The following is a 19,490-nucleotide window of genomic DNA, read 5'->3' as shown; positions in this document are numbered from 1 at the left end:
CGATCGTACGCGGGGCGCTGCCATACTCTCCGGTGACGTCGCCGGGGTCCGCCCCACCGCCGACGCCCACCCGCAGACACCAGACCGCAACGCCTCACGCACCACGTGTGCCGGAACGGGAGCCCATGAAGTCCACGAAGATGCTGGCCGCCGTCGGCGGTGCCCTCCTGCTGGTGGTGCTCGCCGCCGTCGGGGCGGCCCTCCACCAGTACTGGCTCACCGCGGGCGCCCTGGGGCTCATCATGACGGCGCAGCTGGTGGTGTCCCTGGACACCAACCGCCGCACCCGCTACCTGCCGCGCCGCGTCAAGACGCTGCTGCAGACCGTGGCCGTGGGCACCAAGCCGGGCAGCGCCCCCGCCGCGCGTCCCGCCCCGGGCACGCCGGCGCCGTCGGCCCGCCCGGCCGCCGCCCCGCAGCAGGACGTCACCGGCGCGGTGCGCCTCATCCAGGCCCAGTACGTGGGGCGCCTCGACCGCGCGCAGTCCGCCCTGGAGTCCGCGGCCGAGGACCTGCGCTCCGCCCGCGATGACCGCTGAGCGCCTGCCGCCGTCCACCCCCGGCACAGCGGAACCCGCCCCCACGGTGGCGGTGCCGACGGCGGCCGCACCCCGCCCGCTCACCGACGAGGCGGTGGCCGCCGACCACGCCGGTCACGCGAGCCGCCACCCGGACCGCCTGGTGGCGACGCTGCTGCGCACCAAGTCGGTGGCCGGCCGCGCCGTGCTGGCCCTGCTGGCCGGCGGCGAGGGCACCACGCCCGCGCAGCTGGAGGACCTGGGCCGCCGCATCGATGCCGGGGATCTGCCCGCCGACGCGCCCGAGGCCACCGGCGCCCTGCCGGACCCGGACCCGGCGCTGCTCACCCAGTACGCCCGCGTGGTGGCGCTGCAGCTCGCCACGCCCGAGGACGTCTCGGCCGCCCTGGGCCTGTTCTCCCTGGCCCACACGCTGAGCGACGGCAGGCACCCGGCCAAGGCGGCCGCGGACCTGTGGTCCCAGCTGCTCGTGGTCCGGCAGGCCCCCGGCGACGCCGAGCGGGCCCGCACCGTCATCGAGCGTGGCACCGGCACCCCCGAGCCCAGCGAGCTCTCCGCCATCGACCTGCTCAACCCGTGGCGCACCGCCGACGGCAGCGGGGTGGGTGCCCGCCCCGAGCCCGCCGCCCACGAGCGCTGGTGGCAGGAGTTCTCCGGCCGCCTCGGCGCCGGGCTGGGCGCCACGGTGCGCCTGGGCGACGTGGACGACCTGTTCGACCGCGCCTGGCTGGCCGGCCACGGCCTGGACGCCGACAGCCTGCTGCGCACCCCCTTCGACCGCCTCGTCGGCGAGGGCGGCACGCCGGTGGACCACCCCTTCCGCGTCACCGTCATCATGAGCGCGTTCAACCCCGGCCCGGAGGTGCTCCTGGCCGCCCGCTCGATGGTGTCGCAGACCTGGCAGAACTGGGAGCTGCTCGTCGTCGACGACGCCTCCCCGGCCCCCACCCCCGGCGTGCTCGAGGCCATCGAGGACCTGGACCCCCGCATCCACGTGGTGCGCAAGGCCGTCAACGGCGGCACCTACCGCTGCCGCAACACGGCCATCCGCCGCGCCACGGGCGACGCCATCGTGGTGCTCGACAGCGACGACTGGGCCCACCCGGAGCTGCTCGAGGCCGGTGTGCGCCCGCTGCTCACGCCGGACGACCCGTCGCTGGCCCCCGCCATCGCCACCCGGCAGCGCGCCCTGCGCATCGGCGACGACCTGCGCATCACCCGCCCCGGCTACCCGGGCGCCATCTCCTGCGCCCCCTCGCTCATGGTGCCGATGGTGGGCGGCGTCTCCCGCATCGGCTTCTTCGACCCCGTGCGCAAGGCCGCCGACACCGAGTACGCGCGCCGGTTGGAGGCCGCCACCGGCGCCGAGGTGCTGCAGACCGAGCACGTGCTGGTGCTCATGCGCACCGACGCGGGCTCGCTCTCCGCGGCGGACTTCACCCGCGGCTGGCGCCACTCCTCGCGCCACGAGTACAAGAACGCGTACGCCAGCTGGCACGCCGCCATCAAGCAGGGCGACGACCCCTGGCTGGACCCCGACGGCCCGCCACGGATCGCCGGCCCGCACCGCTGGAGCTCGGCGGTGAAGGTCCCCGAGGCCGCCCGCCCCCACGTGGAGGTGGTGGTGGCCGGTGACTGGCGCCGCTACGGCGGTCCGCAGCGCTCGATGATGGAGGAGATCCACAGCCTGCTCGAGGCCGGGCACTCCGTGGGCGTCATGCACCTGGAGGCGCTGCGCTTCATGCGCACCACCGACGACCCGCTGTGCGCGCCGGTGCAGGAGCTCCTCGATGCCGGACGCGTGCGCCTGGTGCACCTGGACGACGCGGTGGACGTGGACCTGCTGTTGCTGCGCTACCCGCCGATCCTGCAGTACCCGCCGCACGCGCCGGTGGACAAGCACGGCCAGCCGTCCGCCGTCCGGCCCCGCCACCTGGTGATCGTGGCCAACCAGGCCCCCGCCGAGCGCGACGGCACGGACCAGCGCTACACCGTGCCGACCGTGGAGGCGCACGCCCGCGAGCTCTTCGGCACCGAACCGTTGTGGACGCCGCAGGGGCCCAGCATCCGCACCATCCTGCGCGAGCACACGTCCGCGCTCACCGACTGGGACGACCCGGGCCTGGTGGACACCGCCACCTGGCCCACCCGAGACCCCGACGCGCCGCTGCCGGCGGTGCCCGTGGTGGGCCGCTACTCGCGCGACGACCGCATCAAGTTCCCCACCACCTGGGAGACGCTCGCCGCGGCCTACGACCTCGGCCCGGGCGTGCACGTGCGGATGATGGGCGCCCCGCGCACGGTCAAGCGCCTGCGCGCCGAGGCCACGGCCGCCGGCCGCCCCGCCCCGCAGCCCGCCTGGGAGCTGCTGCCCCACGGCGCGATGCCGGTGGAGGAGTTCCTGGCCGGCACGGACGTGTTCGTCTACGTGGACAACCCGGACGCCCACGAGGCCTTCGGCCGCACCCTGCTCGAGGCCGCGGCCAGCGGCGTGCCGGTGGTGACCATCCCCAAGCACCGCGAGACCTTCGGCGACCTGCTGCTCTACGCCGAGCCCGAGGAGGTGCCGGCGGTGGTGCAGCGCCTGCTGGCCGACCCGGTCGCCTACCGGGAACGGGTGGAGCACCAGCTGCGCGTGGTGGCCGAGCGCTACTCGCGGGCGTCGTTCACCCAGCACGTGGAGGGGCTCGTCGGCCCGCCCACGCCGGAGGAGGACGAGGCCGACGCCCCGACCACGGGCGCCCCGGCCCCCGACGTCCCCGCGGTGCCGGTCGTGGTCACGGTGGCCCCCACCGGCGACCCGCGCCTGCCCCTGGAAGTGGCCGTGGACGGCCCGGCCCACCCTGACCCCCGCCTCGTGGCCCGCACCATGCCGCTGCGCCGCCCGGCCGACGGCGAACGCGCCGACGCGCTGGCGGCCGTGGGCTCCCCCGAGGCCGTGCAGGCCGCCCTGGGTGCCCACGCGGCGGCCACCGCGTCCGGTGCCGGCGAGCAGGCCGCCCTCGAGGCCGCCCAGCGCGTGCCCGGCACCCGCGCCGTGGTGCTCCTGCGCGACGGCGAGGTGGCCGCTCTGGTGCCCCGCGGCACCACCACCGAGGTGGATGGCCGCACCGTGGCCCTGCAGCTGCCCACCGAGCCGCTCGCCTCGGGCCTGGTCTGGCGCGCCCTGGCCCCCTCGCCCCAGCGCGTCTCCGTGCTGGCCCCGCCCCAGGAGGCCGCGTGAGCCCCGCCAGCCTGCCCGCCGACCGCCCGCGCGTGCTCATGATGAGCAGCAACGGCGCCGGCATGGGCCACCTCACCCGCCTGCTGGCCTACGCCCGGCACCTGCCGGCGGCCCTGCCCGGCGTGGAGGTCTCGTTCCTCTCGTTGTCCACCGCGGCCCCGATGGTGCGCACGCTCGGCTACGACACCGAGTACCTGCCCAGCACCGGCGCCACGGGCATGCGCTCGGTGGAGTGGCGCCGCTTCTTCGCCCAGCGCCTGCACGACGTGCTGGAACGCGTCCGCCCGGACGTCGTCGTCTTCGACGGCACCCACCCCTACCGCGGCATCGACGCCGCCGTGGAGGCCTTCGGCGACACCCGGTGGATCTGGTCGCGCCGCGGCATGTGGAAGCCGGGCCGCAACACCGACCAGCTGGAGAAGACCGACTGGTTCGCGCGCGTCATCGAGCCCGGTGACCTCTCCGCCGCCGCCGATGCGGGCGCCACCGCCGGCGTGCAGGACCCCCGCGTGCACCGCGTGGGCCCGGTGACCCTGGTGGACCGCGACGACCTGCTCGACCCCGACGAGGCCCGCCGCCACCTGGGCCTGCCCGTGCAGGGCCGTCTGGCGCTGGTGTCCCTGGGCGCCGGCAACATCAACGACACCTCCGACGCGGTGGGCGCGGTCTCGGCGGCGCTGCGGGAGCGCGGCATCGGCGTGTGCGTCACGCAGCCGGCCATCGCCGAGCGCGCCGTGGACGCCACGGACGTGCACGTGGTGCGCGACTTCCCCATCTCCCGCTGCTTCGGCGCCTTCGACCTGGCCTTCGTGGCCGGCGGGTACAACAGCTTCCACGAGTCGCTGCGCCTGGGCCTGCCGAGCGCCTTCGTGCCCAACACCGACACCAACCTCGACGACCAGGCCGCCCGCACCGGGCACGCCGGCGCGTCCGGTTGGGCGGTGGACCTGCCGGAGGTGACGCCGGCCGCAGCGGCCGTCGCCGTGGACCGCCTGCTCGCCGAGGGCCCCGCGATGGCGCGCACCGCCGCCGCGTCGGACCCGGGCAACGGCGCCGCCGACGCCGCGGCCACCATCGCCGACGTGGTGCAGGAGGTGCGCCGTGGCTGACCGACTCACCGACCTCGCCAAGCAGGGCGCGCGCCTGGTGCGCTCCCAGCCCGTGCTGCAGCGCGGCGTCCACTCGGTCACCGAGGTGGTGCGCTCCCAGCCGGTGCTCGTGGACGCACTGAGCCGGCTGGCCGCCCTGGAGGGGGACGAGCGGATCCTGCCGCTGGCCACGCCGCCGGCCGCCGTGGAGGCGCGCCGGGCGGCCTTCCCCGAGGACCCCGGTCCGGAGCGCTGGCCGGTGGTCGGCGTGGAGACCCACCACCTGGGGGCCGAGGAGGAGCAGGCCCTGGCCGCAGTGGCCCGCCAGCAGCTGGCCGAGCCGTGGTTCCGCCCCGTGTTCCTGGCCAGTGAGGCCGCTGCGGCCGCGGCACGCGCCACCGGCTGCCCGTTCGACCTCGTGCCCGCCCACGCCACCGGCCCCGAGGTGCTGGGGCAGCGGGTGGCCGACCTGCTCACCGGCTTCGGTGCCACCTCCGTGCTGCGCGCCGACGCGGCGGGGCTGGCGCCCGAGCACCTCCTGGCGCTGCGCACGGTGGCCGCCCGCCAGCGGGTCGCCCGGGAGGCGCGCGCCGCGCGTTCCCGCGGCTTCCTGCGCCTGCACACCCCCGGCCGTTGAGCCCGGCGCGTCGGCATGATCACATGGTCGACACCCCAGAAACCCTTCCTGCGCCACCCGGCGCGGGTAGCATGACCGCGACGAGTGTGGCCTGCCATCTGCGCAGGCAGAACTGAGAAGGAGTTCTCGTGACTGCTGATGTTGTGATCGTCGGGCAGGGCTATGTCGGCCTCCCCCTGGCGCAGGAAGCGACCCGGGCCGGGCTGAAGGTGGTCGGCTACGACATCACCCAGTCGCTGGTGGACGCCCTGAACTCCGGGGTCTCCCACGTCGACGACCTCTCCGACGCCGACATCGCCGAGATGCTCGCCGCCGGCTACGAGGCCAGCACCGACGAGACCCGCATGGCCGGCGCCAAGACCATCGTGATCTGCGTGCCCACCCCCCTGTCCGACGAGGGCGGCCCCGACCTGCGCGCCGTCGAGGGCGCCACCGCCGCCATCGGCCGCAACCTCAAGCCCGGCACCACGGTCATCCTGGAGTCCACCACCTACCCGGGCACCACCGACGAGGTCGTCCGCCCGATCCTCGAGGAGCTCTCCGGCCTGACCGCCGGCAAGGACTTCCACCTGGCCTTCTCCCCCGAGCGCATCGACCCGGGCAACGAGAAGTTCGGCGCCAAGAACACCCCCAAGGTCGTCGGTGGCTTCACCCCCGAGGGCGGCGACGCCGCCGCGGCGTTCTACGAGCAGTTCGTCGACACCGTGGTCCGTGCCAAGGGCACCCGCGAGGCCGAGACCGCCAAGCTGCTGGAGAACACCTACCGGCACATCAACATCGCCCTGGTCAACGAGATGGCCCGCTTCTGCCACGACCTGGGCATCGACCTGTGGGACGTCATCGACGCCGCCAAGTCCAAGCCCTTCGGCTTCCAGGCCTTCTACCCCGGCCCGGGCGTCGGCGGCCACTGCATCCCGATCGACCCGAACTACCTGTCCCACAACGTGCGCTCCCGCCTGGGCTACCCCTTCCGCTTCGTGGAGCTCGCCCAGGAGATCAACTCCCAGATGCCCACCTACGTGGTCTCCCGCGCGCAGGACGCCCTGAACGAGGACGGCAAGGCCCTCAAGGGCGCCACCGTGCTGCTGCTGGGCGTCACCTACAAGCCCAACATCGCCGACCAGCGCGAGTCGCCGGCCGTCCCGCTGGCCAAGGCCCTCGCGGCCAAGGGCGCGAACGTCCAGTTCCACGACCCCAAGGTCGAGCAGTGGCGCGCCCTGGGCGACCAGGCCACCAAGGTCACCGACGCCCTGCAGGGCGTCAAGGACGCCGACCTGACCATCCTGGTGCAGAACCACAAGGAGTACGACGTGCAGGCCCTGGCCGAGGCCGCCACCCGCATGCTCGACACCCGCGGCGTCACCACCGACACCGAGACCAGCCAGCGCCTGTGACCCCCGACCCCACCGGGGTCCCCACCGCCGGCGGAGGGCCGTCCCCCCAGACCCCCTCCGCCGGCGGTTCGCTGTCCTCGGCCGAGCTCGAGGCCATCGCGCGCGCCAACGGCCTGCGCCGCGTGGGCCACCGTCCCCCGCTGGGCGAGTACCTGCGCGACCTGTGGAGCCGCCGCCAGTTCCTGTGGACCCTCTCCACCGCGCAGGCCTACGCCAAGACGCAGGAGTCCCGCCTGGGCCAGGTGTGGGCGGTGCTCAACCCGGTGATGCTGGCCGGCGCCTACTTCCTGATCTTCGGCCTGCTGCTGGACACCCGCGGTGGCACCCAGAACTTCGTCGGCTTCCTCACCGCGGGCATCTTCACCTTCGTGTTCCTGTCCACGGTGATGAGCCAGGGCGCCCGGGCGGTCACCGGCTCCATGCAGCTGGTGCGCTCGTTGTCCTTCCCGCGCGTGCTGCTGCCCATCTCCAAGGTGACCACGGAGCTCATCGCCGCCGTGCCCACCTTCGCTGTGCTGCTGGTCATCATGCTGGCCACCGGGGAGCGGCCCGATGCCGAGTGGCTCCTCTTCCCCGTGGCCCTCCTGCTCATCGCGAGCATGTCGCTGGGCATCGGCATGGTCTTCGCGCGGCTGGTGCACGACTCGCGCGACGCCGCCAACCTCATCCCGCTGGTCATCCGCCTGCTGCGCTACGTCTCGGGCGTCTTCTACAGCGTGGACCACTACCTGGGCGCCGCCGGTGCCCCGCACTGGCTGGTCCTGGTGATGACCTACCAACCGGTGGCCGTGATGATGACGCTGGTCCGCGAGAGCCTCCTGGGCGAGACCGCCGTGGACCCCGTCACCTGGCTGGCCGGCCTGTTCTGGGCCGTCGTGCTGCCGCTGGGTGGCCTCATCTGGTTCTGGCGGGGGGAGGGCACCTATGGACGCGGCTGAGCGGGTCCCCACGGTGGTGGTCGACCACGTCGACATCCACTACCGCATCTACGGCACCGGCGAGCACCGTGCCGCCCAGACCACCGGCGAGGGCCGCCGCAGCGCCCTGGCCCGCGCCGGGCACCGCATGGTCGGTGGTGGGCAGGACGAGGTGCACGCCGTGCGCGGCGTGAGCCTGGTGGCCCACCGCGGCGAGTCCATCGGCCTCATCGGCCGCAACGGCTCGGGCAAGTCCACCCTGCTGCGCGCCATCGCGGGCCTGCTGCCGCCCTCCTCGGGGCGCATCTGGGTGCAGGGGCGCAGCACGCTGCTGGGCGTCAACGCGGTGCTCATGCCCACGCTCTCGGGCGTGCGCAACATCCAGATCGGCTGCCAGGCCCTGGGCATGTCACGCCACGAGGTCGACGAGCGGCTGGACGACATCATCGCCTTCTCCGGCCTCGGCGACGCCGTGAACCTGCCGATGAAGGCCTACTCCTCGGGCATGGCCGCCCGCCTGCGCTTCGCCATCTCCACCGCGGTGGTCCCCGACGTGCTGGTCGTGGACGAGGCGCTGGCCACCGGTGACGCGGACTTCCGCGACCGCGCGCAGAAGCGCATCGCGGAGATCCGCGAGCAGGCAGGCACGGTGTTCATGGTGAGCCACTCCAACGCCATGATCCGCAAGCAGTGCGACCGCGCCATCTGGCTGGACTCCGGCGTCATCAAGCAGGACGGCCCGGTGGAGGAGGTCATGAAGGCCTACGAGAAGGCCGGCCCCGGGGCCCGGAAGCCTGCCGCCAAGAAGCCGCAGCAGAAGGCCCCGGCCAAGCCTGCCGCACAGCAGGGCCAGAAGCCCTCGCAGAAGCCCGCCCAGCCGCCCCAGGCCTGATCCCGTGCGCGTCCTCGTCGTCACCACGGTCCACCACCCCGGCGACGCCCGCATCCGGGAGCGCCAGGTGGCCGCCATGCTCGATGCGGGGTGGCGGGTCACGTACGCGGCCTCCTTCACCGCGCACGGCCTCCCGGTGCCCGACGGCAGCGGGGGCCTGGACGGCATCGACCTGCCGCGGGCCCAGGGGCGCCGCCGACTGCGCGCGCTGCTGGCCGCCGCCCACGTGGTGCGCACCGAGGGGTCCCTGCACGACGTGGTGCTCCTCCACGACCCGGAGCTGCTGCTCACCGTGCCCTTCTCCGGGGTGGCCGACCGCGTGGTCTGGGACGTCCACGAGGACCCGGCGGCCGCACTGCCCACGCGCTCCTACCTGCCCGGGCCCACCGGCACCTGGGCCGCGGCGGCCGTCCGCACCGTGGAGCGCCTGGCCGAACGTCGCCTCACCCTGCTGCTCGCCGAGCACGCCTACGCAGGACGTTTCACGGGAAACCACACGGTGGTGCCCAACACCGTCCCCTGCCCGGCCGAGGAGCCCCCCGCCCCGGGCACCGACCGCGTGGTCTACCTGGGCAACGTGACGCGCCTGCGCGGCAGCGACGAGCTCGTGGCCCTGGGCCGTGCCCTCCACGAGGCCACCGGCGGCACCTGCACGCTCCACGTCATCGGGCCCGCCACGGGCGAGTGCGCCGCGGACCTGGCCGCCGCCCACGAGCGTGGCCACCTGGTGCACCACGGCTTCGTGCCCAACGCCGAGGCCGCCCGCCTGCTCGACGGCGCCCTGGCCGGCGTGAGCCTGCTGGGCGACCTGCCCAACTTCCGCCACTCCATGCCCACCAAGGTGCTGGAGTACATGGCCCACGGCCTGCCCGTGGTCACCACGCCGCTGCCGCTGGCCGTGACCGAGGTGGAGGCCGCGGACTGCGGCGTGGTGGTGCCCTTCGGCCCGCAGGGCGTCGAGGAGGCCCTGGCGTCCCTCCTCGCCTGGCGCGAGGACGCCGCTGTCCGCACCGCGATGGGGGCCCGGGGACGCGCGCGGGCCGTCACCCACCACAGCTGGCAGGCGACGGCCCCGGTCTTCCTCGACGCACTGCGCCGCGCCGCCCGCTGAGGGGACGACGCGGCGCAACCGGTCGGTGCTCGGGCCTCAGGGGCGGCCGAGCCCCCGGTAGGTCCAGCCGGCGGCGCGCCAGGCCTCGGCGTCCAGGGCGTTGCGGCCGTCGATGACGGTGGGCCGGCCCACGATCTCCTTGAGCGCCGCGGGGTCCAACTCGCGGAACTCCTTCCACTCCGTCAGGTGCACCACGAGGTCGGCGCCGGTGATGGCGTCCTGCGCGGAGCCCGCGTAGGTGAGGGTCGGGTAGACCTTGGCCGCGTTGGCCATGCCCTTGGGGTCGAAGACGTGCACGTCGGCACCCGCCAGGTGCAGCTGGCCGGCCACGGCCAGCGCCGGGGAGTCGCGCACGTCGTCGGAGTTGGGCTTGAACGCCGCACCGAGCACCGCCACGCGGCGGCCGTGCAGGTCGCCGCCCAGCTCGCGGCGGGCCAGCTCCACCACGTGCTCGCGGCGGCGGGAGTTGATCTTGTCGATCTCGGCGAGGAACTCCAGCGCGTGCCCGGCCCCCAGCTCGCCCGCGCGGGCGGAGAAGGCACGGATGTCCTTGGGCAGGCAGCCACCGCCGAAGCCCACACCGGCGTTGAGGAACTTGCGGCCGATGCGGTCGTCGTGGCCGATGGCGTCGGCCAGCTTGGTGACGTCCGCGCCGGCGAACTCGCAGATCTCGGCCATCGCGTTGATGAACGAGATCTTGGTGGCCAGGAAGGAGTTGGCGGCCACCTTCACCAGCTCGGCGGTGGGCAGGTCGGTCACCACCACGGGCGTGCCGTCCTGTTCGATCGTCTGCGCGTACACCTCGCGCAGGACCTTCTCGGCGCGCTCGGAGGTCACGCCGAAGACCAGCCGGTCGGGGTGCAGCGTGTCCTGGACCGCGAAGCCCTCGCGGAGGAACTCCGGGTTCCACGCCAGCTCGGCGGTCACGCCCTCGGGGGTGTGCTCGGCCACGTACTCGGCCAGGCGCTGCGCGGTGCCCACCGGCACGGTGGACTTGCCGGCCACCAGCGCGCCGTCCTTGAGGTGCGGGGTGATGGAGGCGATCGCGGAGTCGATGTAGGTGAGGTCCGCGGCGTGGGAGTCGGCCTTCTGCGGCGTGCCCACCCCGATGAACACCACGTCGGCGTCGGAGATCTCGGAGAAGTCGGTGCTGAAGCGCAGCCGGCCGCTGGCCACCTGCTCGGCGAGGATGGGGTCGAACCCCGGCTCGTAGAACGGGCTCGTGCCGGACTGCAGCGCAGCGACCTTGGCCTCGTCGACGTCCACCCCGACCGTGTCGAAGCCCAGGTGGGCCATCCCGGCGGCGTGCACGGCCCCCAGGTAGCCGGTACCGATCACTGCAACGCGCATTCGCGTGCCTCCTTCGCCCTCACGGGCCCTCGCGGGTTCCGGCTCACGATATGCGATGCCGGGTGCCGGGCCGACGCGCACGCGGCCCCGCGCCCGGCGGTGGGAGAATCCCCACCATGAGCCAGCAGATCCTCTCCGAACTCGTCGCAGGTGTCGCCGCCGTCCACGTCACGGTCGGCCAGAAGGTGCAGGCCGGCACCGAAGTGGCGCTCCTGGAGTCCATGAAGATGGAGATCCCGGTGCTGGCCGAGGCCGACGGCACCGTCGAGGCCGTGCACGTGGCCCCCGGCGACGTCGTCCAGGAGGGCGACTCGCTCGTCGTCCTCTCGGACTGACCCCTCAGGCCTCGCGGGCCGCCCACCAGCGCCGCAGCTCGGCCTCCGCCGCCTCGGCACCCACCGGCCCGGCGTCGAGCCGGTACTGCAGTAGGTGGTCGTAGGCCTCGCCGAGCACCGGGCCCGGCGGGATGTCCAGCACCTGCATGATCTGGTGCCCGTTGAGCTCCGGGCGCACCGCCGCCAGCTCCTCCTCAGCCTGGATGCGGTCGATCCGCTCCTCGAGCTCGTCGTAGGTCCGGCTCAGCCGGGCGGCCTTGCGCTGGTTGCGGGTGGTGCAGTCGGCCCGGGTCAGCAGGTGCAGCCGCGACAGCATCGGACCGGCGTCGGTGACGTACCGGCGGACCGCGGAGTCCGTCCACTCGCCCTCGCCGTAGCCGTGGAAGCGCAGGTGCAGCTCCACCAGGCGCACCACGTCGCGGATGGTGTCCTTGTCGTAGCGCAGGGCACGCAGCCGCTTGCGGGCCATCTTGGCGCCCACCACCTCGTGGTGGTGGAAGCTCACGCGCCCCCCGGGCAGGAAGCGGCGCGTCGGCGGCTTGCCGATGTCGTGCAGCAGCGCGGCCAGGCGCAGCACGAGGTCGCGGTGCGGCACCTCCTCGGCGGCCCCCTCGCGCGGGCCCTCCAGGTCGATCGCCTGCTCCAGCACGATGAGGGAGTGCTCGTAGACGTCCTTGTGGCGGTGGTGCTCGTCGGTCTCCAGCTGCAGCGCGGGCAGCTCCGGCAGCACCTGCTCGGCCAGCCCGGTGTGCACGAACACCTCGAGCCCGGCGCGCGGCCGGTCGGCCAGCAGCAGCTTGGTGAGCTCGTCGCGCACCCGCTCGGCCGAGACGATCTCGATGCTGGCGGCCATCTCCTGCATCGCGCCCATCACCCGGGCCGAGGGCACCAGCCCCAGCTGCGCGGCGAAGCGGCAGGCCCGCATCATGCGCAGCGGGTCGTCGGCGAAGGACTCCTCGGGCACGGTGGGGGTGTCCAGCTCGCCCGCGGCGAGCGCCTCGAGCCCGCTGTGGGGGTCCACGAACTCCAGCTGCGGCAGGCGCAGCGCCATGGCGTTCACGGTGAAGTCCCGGCGCACCAGGTCGTCGGTGAGGCTCTCGCCGAAGCGCACCTCGGGCTTGCGGCTGGCGCGGTCGTACACGTCGGAGCGGTAGGTGGTGATCTCCACCATCTCCTCGCCCTTGCGCGCCCCGATGGTGCCGAAGGCGCGGCCGAGGTCCCAGGTGGCGTCCGCCCACCCCTCCAGCACGGCCTCGATGTCGTCGGGCCGGGCGTCGGTGGTGAGGTCCAGGTCGGGTGAAGTGCGACCGAGGAAGGCGTCGCGCACGGGCCCGCCCACGAGGGCCAGCTCGAAGCCGGCGGCGGCGAAGCGCTCCCCGAGCTCGCTGAGGAGCGGCATCACGGGAGCCAGGTGCTGCAGGGCACGCTGGAACAGCTCGGAGGTGGGGGTGTCGGTCACGGCAGGACAGTGCTCCTGGGTCGGGACGGGCGCGGCGCACGAGTCTACGGGGGGCCGCCCGGCAGGTCGGTCGGCAGACGTCCTCGCAGGTCAGGCCGCTACCATGTCCAGATGACTCTCTCGATGCATCACGCGGTGCAGTCGCCTCGGCGGCTGCCCTCGATGCGCGAGACCTCCGCCGGCGGGGTGGTCGTCACGGTGGAGCCCGGACGGGCCCGGCTGGCCCTCATCGCCCGCTTCAACCGCGCCCACCGCCTCGAGTGGTGCCTCCCCAAGGGCCACGTGGAGGCCGGTGAGACGCTCGTGGAGACGGCGGTCCGCGAGGTGGCCGAGGAGACCGGCATCCGGTCGCGCCCCGTGCTCACGCTGGGCACCATCGACTACTGGTTCTCCACCCCCGAGCGCCGCATCCACAAGCGGGTGCACCACTTCCTCCTCGAGGCGGTGGGCGGTCACCTCACGGTGGAGGAGGACCCGGACCACGAGGCCGTGGACGTGCAGTGGTTCGACCTCGCGCACGCGCACCGCACCCTGACCTTCCCCAACGAGCGACGCATCGCCCAGATGGCGTGGCGCCGGCTGTGCGGCGGCTGACCCGGCGGGGCCTGCGACTGGGGGTGGCCCTCGCGGCCGTGGGGGGTGCGCTCCTGCCCTCGGCCCTGCCCGCACCGGCGGCCACCGCCGCGCACCTCCCCTCCTCCTCGGTCACGGGACGCCACCTGCCCGCCGAGGCCGCGGCCGACCGCCCCCCGGTGGACCTGCGGGTCGACGAGGTGGCCCCGGGGTGGGTGACCGGGGGCCACGACGTGCGGCTCACCGCATCGCTCACCGCCGCCGACACCGAGGTGACCGACCTGCGCGTCACCCTCTCCACGGCCGCCCCGCTGGACAGCCGCAAGGAGGTGACCGCCTGGCTCGACGCCGGGGGCGGCGAGCGTCGGCGCGAGCAGGTGCGCAGCGCGGGACGCCTCAGCATCGGCGCCTCCCGCGAGGTGGCCCTCGACCTCACGAGCCCCACCGTGGACCGCCCCCGCGTGCTGCCGGTCTCCGTGGCCGTCTCCGGGGTGGTGGACGGCGAGCGCCGCCTGCTCGACGTGCAGCGCACCGTCGTGCCCGTGCTGCCCGAGGGCGGGGTGGACCGGACCACCGCCCGCGTCGGCTGGGCGGTGGGGGCCACGGCTCCCCTGTCGGCCGCTCTCCTCGACGAGGAGGACGACGAGCGACGCGCGGCCTGGACCCGCGCCCTCGACCTCAGCGGGTCGGTGGCGGCCGCCACGGACCTCGGGGACCGCGTCACGCCCGTCGTGGACCCCGCGGTGGTGCCCCACCTCTCCGGTGACCGCGCCGACGCCCTGGGGACCTCCCGTGACGGTGCGTGGCGCCTGGTCCGGCACGCCGTGGACCCACTCGACGTGGACCCCGCCCGGGAGTCCCTGTGGCGCCATGCCACCGCTCCGCAGGAGGGCGTGGAGCGTCCCCTGGTGCTGGACCTGAGCTCCAGCTCCGGACGGCAGGGCAGCGACGACCCCCGGCTGCACCGCCTCGTGGACGCCACCGCCGAGGACACCGTGGTGCTGGCCCCCTCCGGCTTCCGCGGCGAGGACACGGCCAGCGGTCGGGACGCCGCCGCGGACCCGGGCAACTGGTGGCGCGGCCACCGGGTGGGGTGGGTCGACCAGGCCTCGAGCCACCACCTCGGCGAGCAGGAGAGCGCACCTCAGGGCGACGCCGGCGGACGGGCGCTGCCCGGACAGGCCCTGCTGGGGCTCACGCTCCTGGCCGACGAGACCCGGGAGGCCCACGGTGCGGACCCGGGGCAGGTCCCCGACCTCGTGCTGGCCCCGGACCCGGCCCGCGTGGACGCCGCCGCCCTGCGGCACGCGGTGGACCTGGCCACTTCGGCCCCCTGGCTGCAGTCCGTGCCCGCCGCCGAGATGCTCGCGTGCACCCGGGACTGCCCCACCGAGGCGCCCGAGGGCACTGCCTCCTGGCCCGCCATCGAGCCGCGCACCCCGCGCCCCTCGCCGCCGGCCGAGCTGCCCTCCGTGACCGGGGACGCCGCGGCCCTCGCGGAGGTGGTCGACCGCGGGCCCACCGACCTGCTGCGCGACGGCCCGCTGGCCCAGCTCTCCACCGTCTGGGAGAACGAGGAGCAGCGCCAGCAGTCGTGGACGGAGCTGCACCGCACCACCGACGACCTCCTCCGCGCCCTCGACGTGGAGGACAGCACCGTGAACCTGCTGGCCGACGACGCCGAGCTGCGCGCCACCGTGGCCAACAGCAGCACCACCTCGTTCCACGACCTCCGCGTGGTGGTGCGGCCCGGCAACGACCGCGTCACCGCCGACCAGCCCGAGGGGTCCCTGGGGCTGGGGGCCCGTGGCCGGGCGAGCACCTCGTTCACCGCCCGCACCCACGCCGCCGGCCAGGTGCCGGTGCGCATCCTGGTCACCACCCCCGACGGCGGGCGCGTGCTGGCCCGCGGCGAGGTCACCGTGAACGCCCGGCCCGCCACCGGCTGGTGGTACGCCGGCATCGGTATCGTGACCGCGCTCCTCATCGGGTTCGGCGCCTGGCGCACGGTGCGCCAGGTGCGGGCCGGAGCCACCCCACCGCCCTCCTGACCGTCCCAGACCGGAGACCCCCGTGAGCAACTCCTCCTCCGTGGGCCGCAACGCCGCCCTCATGGCCGCCGGCACGCTCACCTCCCGCGTGCTCGGACTGGTGCGCGTGGCCCTGCTGACCGCGGCGCTCGGTGCCGCCACCGACGTCGGCAACGCCTTCGACACGGCCAACCAGCTGCCCAACGTGCTGTTCATCATCATCGCCGGGGGTGTGCTCAACGCGGTGCTCGTGCCGCAGCTCACCAAGGCGATGCGCCACTCCGACGGCGGTCAGGACTTCACCGACCGGCTGCTCACCCTGGCGCTGGTCATCATGGGCGCACTCACCGTGGTGGCCGTGCTGGCCTCGCCGCTGCTCGTGGCGCTCTACGGGTCGGGCTACTCCCCGGAGACGGCGCGGCTCTCGGTCTTCTTCACGATGCTGTGCCTGCCGCAGATCTTCTTCTACGGCCTGTACACGCTGCTGGGGCAGGTGCTCACCAGCCGTGAGAACTTCGGCCCGTACATGTGGACGCCGGTGCTGGCCAACGTGGTGCAGATCGCCGGCATCGTGGCCTACCTGCTGGTCTTCCCGCGCGAGCCGCGGGTCGCCGACGTCACCTGGCCGATGGTCCTGCTGCTGGGCGGCAGTGCCACGCTCGGCATCGTCATCCAGGCCGTGGCACTGATCCCGCCGCTGCGCAAGGTCGGGTTCCGCTACCGGCCGCGCTGGGGCTTCCGCGGGGTGGGGCTGCGCTCGGCCTCCCAGGTGGCGATGTGGTCGCTGGCCACCATCGTCGTGGCCCAGTTGGGCGTCATGGCCAACAAGTCGGTCCTCTCGCACGCACCCCACGGCGTGGCCGGGCAGGCCGCCTACACCAGCGCCTTCCTCATCTTCATGCTGCCGCACAGCCTGGTGACGGTCAGCCTGCTCACGGCCATGTACCCGGCCATGTCGCGCCGCATCCACGACCGCGACATGGCCGGCGTGGCCGGCGACCTGCGCCGCGGCCTGCGCAGCACCACCGCGGCGGTCATGCCGCTGGCGGCCCTGCTGCTCGTGATGGGCCCGGCCGTGGCGGCGCTGATGTTCCCCTCGCAGACCACCAACACGGTGCGCGCCATCGGCTTCGCGGTCGGCGTCCTGGCCGTCGGACTGGTGCCCTACGCCGCCATCGCGCTCTTCCAGCGGGCGTACTACGCCTTCGAGGAGGGCTACAAGCCCTTCGTCATCCAGATCCTCTCCACCTGCCTCATCGTGGCGATGGCGCTCATCGCCCTGGGGCTGCCGCCGGAGAAGGTGCTGCTCGGCATCGCGCTGGCGCAGACGCTCTCGCAGTTCGGCGGTGCGGCCTTCTCCACCCTGCTCATCCGCCGCCGTGTGCCCGGGCTGGCGCTGGGCTCCCTCGTGGCCTTCTACGCGCGCCTGTCGGTGGCCAGTCTGGCCGCGGCGGCCACCGCCTGGGGTTCGATGCAGTGGGTGGCCCGCCGCACCGGCGCCGATGCCCTGGTCTTCGGCACGGACCTGTCCAACCACTGCGGGGGTCCCGGTGAGATCGCCTGCCGCGAGGTGCCCCGGGTGGCCGACCAGTGGCTGCCGGTGGCCTTCACGGCGCTGCAGGCCGGGCTGGTGTTCGTGGGGGTCTTCGCCCTGCTGGCCGCGCTGCTGCGCATCGACGAGGTCTCCGGCGTGGTGCAGCAGGTGGTGCGCCGCCTGAAGCGCGCCTGAGCCGCCCCTAGGGCCTCCTACACTCGCAGGACGCACCCCTGCGCCATCCCGACCGAGAGGACATCGTGCCCGCACTGCAGCCCGGTGACATCGTGAACGGCCGTTACGAGCTGCTGCACCCGGGGTCCCCGGTGCCGGGCGTGGAGCGCTGGATCGGCCGCGACACCACGCTGCACCGCCACGTGGACCTCTGGATCACCCCGGACGACCACCCGCTGGCCGCCGCCGCCCAGGACGCCGCCCGCCGCGCGGCCCTCGTGGAGGACGGGCGCCTGCCGCGCGTGCTCGACATCGGTGTGGAGGACGGCCTGCAGTGGGTCGTCACGCAGCACGACGCCCGCTCCCGGTCGCTCGTGGAGCTCGTGGAGGAGGGGCCGCTGCCCGCGCACGAGGCACGGCGGCTGGTGGGCGAGGCCGCCCTGGCCCTCGAGTTGGCCCGGCGCCACGGCGTGCACCACCTGGCGCTCACCCCGGAGTCGCTCCGGCGTGACGCCGACGGCGGGGTGGTGGTCACCGGGCTGGGTCTGGCCGCGGCCCTTGCGGGCACCGACTCCCTCGACGCCGACCGGGCCGCGCAGCGCGACACCCGCGGCCTGCTGGCGCTGCTGCACGCGGGGCTCACCGGCACCTGGGGCGGTGACACCGCCTCGGCCCTCCCACGCGCGGAGCGCGACGGCCTCGGTGTCGTGCGCCCCTCCGAGGTGGTGGACCACGTGCCGCACGACCTCGACGAGCTCTGCTCCCACCTGGGCCTCGGGGGGCACCCCGTCCTCAACGGGCAGGAGGTCCGCACCCCCGGCGAGCTCGCGGAGGTCCTGGCCCCGTGGAACAGCAGCACCGTCCCCGGGCGGGGCCGGCGGAGGGACCGCGGTGCGGCCTCGGACACCACCCGTGCCGTGCCGGCGGCCGGCGCCGTGACCACCGCCGTCCCCGCGGCGGGCCCCGAGCAGAGCGGGAGCACCCCCGAGGAGACGACTGCGGACGCGCCGACCACGACCATCCCCGTGGTGGGGGCTGCTGCGGCCTCGGCGGCCGCGTCCGGTCAGGCCTCCTCGGCGTCCGGCCCGGAGGCCACGGGTGCCGCTGCCGGCGAGGCCGTCGACGCCGAGGCGCCGGAGGCAACGCACACCGACGGCACCGAGGAGGGTCCTCAGGACCGTCCCGCCGCCGCAGCCGCGGGTGGAACCGGTGGCCCGGGGCGCACGCAGCTGCTGGTCGCCGGCCTCGGGGCCCTGGGGGCAGCGGCCGCCCTGGCCCTGCTCGCGCTCGGCGCGCCCCACCTCCTGGGCGGCGACGACGCCGAGGACAGCGCGGCCCCCACGAGCACCACCCAGCCGGGTTCTCCCGCGCCGGCGGAGCCCGCCCCGGAGGACACACCGACCCCGACGGCCTCCTCGCCGCAGGACGTCACGCCCTCACCGGACGACACCACCGGTCAGGGTGACGAGCCGTCCCCGGACTCCGGCACGCCCTCGCAGACCGACGGGCCCACCGGCACCGAGCCTGCAGACACGGCCACGGACGGCGACACTCCTACGCCCACCACGCAGGACACGGCATCCGACTCCCCGGAGCCCACCACGGCCCCGGCGCCCACGCCGACGACGCCGTCCCCCGAGGCGCCCGAGAGCCCCACCACCACGCGCGAGACGCGGCCTTCACCGTCCGAATCGCCCTCTGCCAGCGCACCGTCCAGCGAAGGCAGTGCTCCGGGCAAGCCCTACCGGCTCCACGGGATCATCGGCTACGACCCCTTCCACGACGGTGACGAGCACACCGACTGGACCCACCGCATCAACAACCCGGCCACCGACCTCGCGTGGTCCACGCACAAGTACGACCACCCGCCGTTCGGTGGCTACACCGACGCGCTGGGCCTGCGCGTCGACCTCGGTGACCTGCGGACCGTGCACGCCGTCGACATCGGCATGCCGCAGGGCGACTGGACCTACGAGGTCCGCGTCGGCCCCAGCCAGGACGTGGGCCGTGCCGTGACCATCGGCGGACGCCGTGGCGGTGGCGACGTCACGTGGACCGCCGAGAAGCCCGTCCAGGGCCGCTACGTCTTCGTGTGGTTCACCGGCACGGGGCAGGGGCCCGACGGCAAGTGGTCGGCCCAGCTCAAGGACATTACCGTCCGCTGACCCCCTCGCCCGCCACCCCGGGGCCATGAGGTCCCCGCGGAACACCGGGCCCCGCCCGACTGTTGTCAC

15 protein-coding genes are annotated in these 19,490 nt (G+C 74.5%); 13 read left to right on the top strand and 2 right to left on the bottom strand.

Going from position 1 to position 19,490, the window contains the following annotated elements:
* Positions 1-125: 125 nt before the first annotated feature.
* From CYJ76_RS02590 to CYJ76_RS02555, 8 genes are all read left to right on the top strand, one after another.
* Complete coding sequence (locus CYJ76_RS02590) at positions 126-539, top strand: hypothetical protein (protein WP_101849170.1); 414 nt, start codon at positions 126-128, stop codon at positions 537-539.
* Positions 529-3,762, top strand: a complete 3,234-nt coding sequence (locus tag CYJ76_RS02585; protein WP_101849169.1) for a glycosyltransferase — start codon at positions 529-531, stop codon at positions 3,760-3,762. Before CYJ76_RS02590 ends, CYJ76_RS02585 begins: the two co-directional genes overlap by 11 nt.
* The gene (locus tag CYJ76_RS02580) at positions 3,759-4,871 is read left to right on the top strand and encodes a glycosyltransferase (protein WP_101849168.1); all 1,113 of its coding nucleotides are present in this window, start codon (positions 3,759-3,761) and stop codon (positions 4,869-4,871) included. The genes CYJ76_RS02585 and CYJ76_RS02580 overlap by 4 nt, the downstream gene beginning before the upstream one ends.
* Positions 4,864-5,487, top strand: coding sequence for a hypothetical protein (locus CYJ76_RS12355; RefSeq protein ID WP_101849167.1), 624 nt, complete (start codon positions 4,864-4,866; stop codon positions 5,485-5,487). Before CYJ76_RS02580 ends, CYJ76_RS12355 begins: the two co-directional genes overlap by 8 nt.
* A 128-nt stretch (positions 5,488-5,615) precedes the next feature.
* Positions 5,616-6,881: a nucleotide sugar dehydrogenase gene (locus CYJ76_RS02570; RefSeq protein ID WP_070703759.1), complete on the top strand. Its 1,266-nt coding sequence runs from the start codon at positions 5,616-5,618 to the stop codon at positions 6,879-6,881.
* Complete coding sequence (locus tag CYJ76_RS02565) at positions 6,878-7,819, top strand: ABC transporter permease (RefSeq protein ID WP_101849166.1); 942 nt, start codon at positions 6,878-6,880, stop codon at positions 7,817-7,819. The genes CYJ76_RS02570 and CYJ76_RS02565 overlap by 4 nt, the downstream gene beginning before the upstream one ends.
* Complete coding sequence (locus CYJ76_RS02560) at positions 7,806-8,690, top strand: ABC transporter ATP-binding protein (RefSeq protein WP_101849165.1); 885 nt, start codon at positions 7,806-7,808, stop codon at positions 8,688-8,690. The genes CYJ76_RS02565 and CYJ76_RS02560 overlap by 14 nt, the downstream gene beginning before the upstream one ends.
* 4 nt (positions 8,691-8,694) lie before the next feature.
* Complete coding sequence (locus tag CYJ76_RS02555) at positions 8,695-9,801, top strand: glycosyltransferase family 4 protein (protein WP_101849164.1); 1,107 nt, start codon at positions 8,695-8,697, stop codon at positions 9,799-9,801.
* 36 nt (positions 9,802-9,837) lie between these two features.
* Here CYJ76_RS02555 and CYJ76_RS02550 read toward each other — a convergent pair whose 3' ends face one another.
* Positions 9,838-11,151, bottom strand: a complete 1,314-nt coding sequence (locus tag CYJ76_RS02550) for a UDP-glucose dehydrogenase family protein (protein WP_101849163.1) — start codon at positions 11,149-11,151, stop codon at positions 9,838-9,840.
* Positions 11,152-11,267: 116 nt separating this feature from the next.
* Between CYJ76_RS02550 and CYJ76_RS02545 the strand changes: the two genes are divergently transcribed.
* Positions 11,268-11,486: a biotin/lipoyl-binding carrier protein gene (locus CYJ76_RS02545; RefSeq protein WP_070705070.1), complete on the top strand. Its 219-nt coding sequence runs from the start codon at positions 11,268-11,270 to the stop codon at positions 11,484-11,486.
* 4 nt (positions 11,487-11,490) lie between these two features.
* On the opposite strand, the gene CYJ76_RS02540 is transcribed toward CYJ76_RS02545, so the two are convergent.
* Positions 11,491-12,945, bottom strand: a complete 1,455-nt coding sequence (locus CYJ76_RS02540; protein WP_101849162.1) for a CCA tRNA nucleotidyltransferase — start codon at positions 12,943-12,945, stop codon at positions 11,491-11,493.
* 111 nt (positions 12,946-13,056) lie between these two features.
* On the opposite strand from CYJ76_RS02540, the gene CYJ76_RS02535 reads away from it, so the two are divergent.
* The 4 genes from CYJ76_RS02535 (at position 13,057) to CYJ76_RS02520 (ending at position 19,421) form a co-directional block, all read left to right on the top strand.
* Positions 13,057-13,539 carry an NUDIX hydrolase gene (locus tag CYJ76_RS02535; protein ID WP_070705064.1) on the top strand — a complete coding sequence of 161 codons (483 nt, stop codon included), beginning with the start codon at positions 13,057-13,059 and terminating at the stop codon, positions 13,537-13,539.
* A complete protein-coding gene (locus CYJ76_RS02530; RefSeq protein WP_144043019.1) occupies positions 13,527-15,569 on the top strand; it encodes a hypothetical protein in 2,043 nt (680 codons plus the stop codon). The genes CYJ76_RS02535 and CYJ76_RS02530 overlap by 13 nt, the downstream gene beginning before the upstream one ends.
* A gap of 22 nt (positions 15,570-15,591) precedes the next feature.
* Positions 15,592-17,277, top strand: coding sequence for a murein biosynthesis integral membrane protein MurJ (gene murJ, locus CYJ76_RS02525; RefSeq protein WP_070705058.1), 1,686 nt, complete (start codon positions 15,592-15,594; stop codon positions 17,275-17,277).
* A 65-nt stretch (positions 17,278-17,342) separates the two neighbouring features.
* Positions 17,343-19,421 carry a hypothetical protein gene (locus CYJ76_RS02520; RefSeq protein ID WP_070705054.1) on the top strand — a complete coding sequence of 693 codons (2,079 nt, stop codon included), beginning with the start codon at positions 17,343-17,345 and terminating at the stop codon, positions 19,419-19,421.
* Positions 19,422-19,490 lie beyond the last annotated feature (69 nt).

Source organism: Kytococcus schroeteri (assembly GCF_002847825.1).
Taxonomy (GTDB): domain Bacteria; phylum Actinomycetota; class Actinomycetes; order Actinomycetales; family Dermatophilaceae; genus Kytococcus; species Kytococcus schroeteri.
This window is presented reverse-complemented; position numbering and strand designations above follow the sequence as displayed.

Coding starts and splice junctions, on each gene's coding strand:
- CYJ76_RS02535 (WP_070705064.1), top strand. CDS start 13,057: ATGACTCTCTCGATGCATCACGCGGTGCAGTCGCCTCGGCGGCTGCCC.
- CYJ76_RS02545 (WP_070705070.1), top strand. CDS start 11,268: ATGAGCCAGCAGATCCTCTCCGAACTCGTCGCAGGTGTCGCCGCCGTC.
- CYJ76_RS02590 (WP_101849170.1), top strand. CDS start 126: ATGAAGTCCACGAAGATGCTGGCCGCCGTCGGCGGTGCCCTCCTGCTG.
- CYJ76_RS02585 (WP_101849169.1), top strand. CDS start 529: ATGACCGCTGAGCGCCTGCCGCCGTCCACCCCCGGCACAGCGGAACCC.
- CYJ76_RS02550 (WP_101849163.1), bottom strand. CDS start 11,151: ATGCGCGTTGCAGTGATCGGTACCGGCTACCTGGGGGCCGTGCACGCC.
- CYJ76_RS02560 (WP_101849165.1), top strand. CDS start 7,806: ATGGACGCGGCTGAGCGGGTCCCCACGGTGGTGGTCGACCACGTCGAC.